Source organism: Arthrobacter sp. MDT2-34-1 (assembly GCF_059091365.1).
The window spans coordinates 1-362 of the sequence record NZ_JBNHGO010000178.1; the positions used below are offsets into that span (position 1 = coordinate 1).

At 63.3% G+C, this 362-nt stretch carries 2 pseudogenes; both read right to left on the minus strand.

Annotation, left to right across the window (positions count from 1 at the left end):
- A pseudogene (locus AC5RVV_RS18255) lies at window positions 1–131 on the minus strand (DNA-binding protein WhiA); the annotation flags it as partial.
- Window positions 132–141: 10 nt separating this feature from the next.
- A pseudogene (locus tag AC5RVV_RS18260) lies at window positions 142–362 on the minus strand (2-phospho-L-lactate transferase); the annotation flags it as partial.

Here is a 362-nt window from a genome sequence, read left to right on the forward strand (position 1 = left end):
ACGATCCGGCCGGAAATAATGTGCAGACCGCCGGCAAAGCGGAGCATCGCGGATACTTCCGCCTTGCGGACCGAGGATTTCCTGACTTCGAGGCGGGACAGCTCTTCTTTGACCGCTGCGGTCAGGGCCATGGGACCATTCCTAACTCTCCCCAAATATGTCGTGGTACGCCGTCGCCAGGCGCAGGGGATCGTGCACGGGCTTGCCTGTTGACGACCCTACTCTACCCAAGACCACGCGGGCCCCCATCTGTGATGCGGCAGCTTCGACCTCGCGGAGGTCGTCGACCACGGACGGATCGGCCAGCACGACGTCGACCCGGAATTCCGGGGCATAGCGGCGGATGACGTTCAGATGGTCCG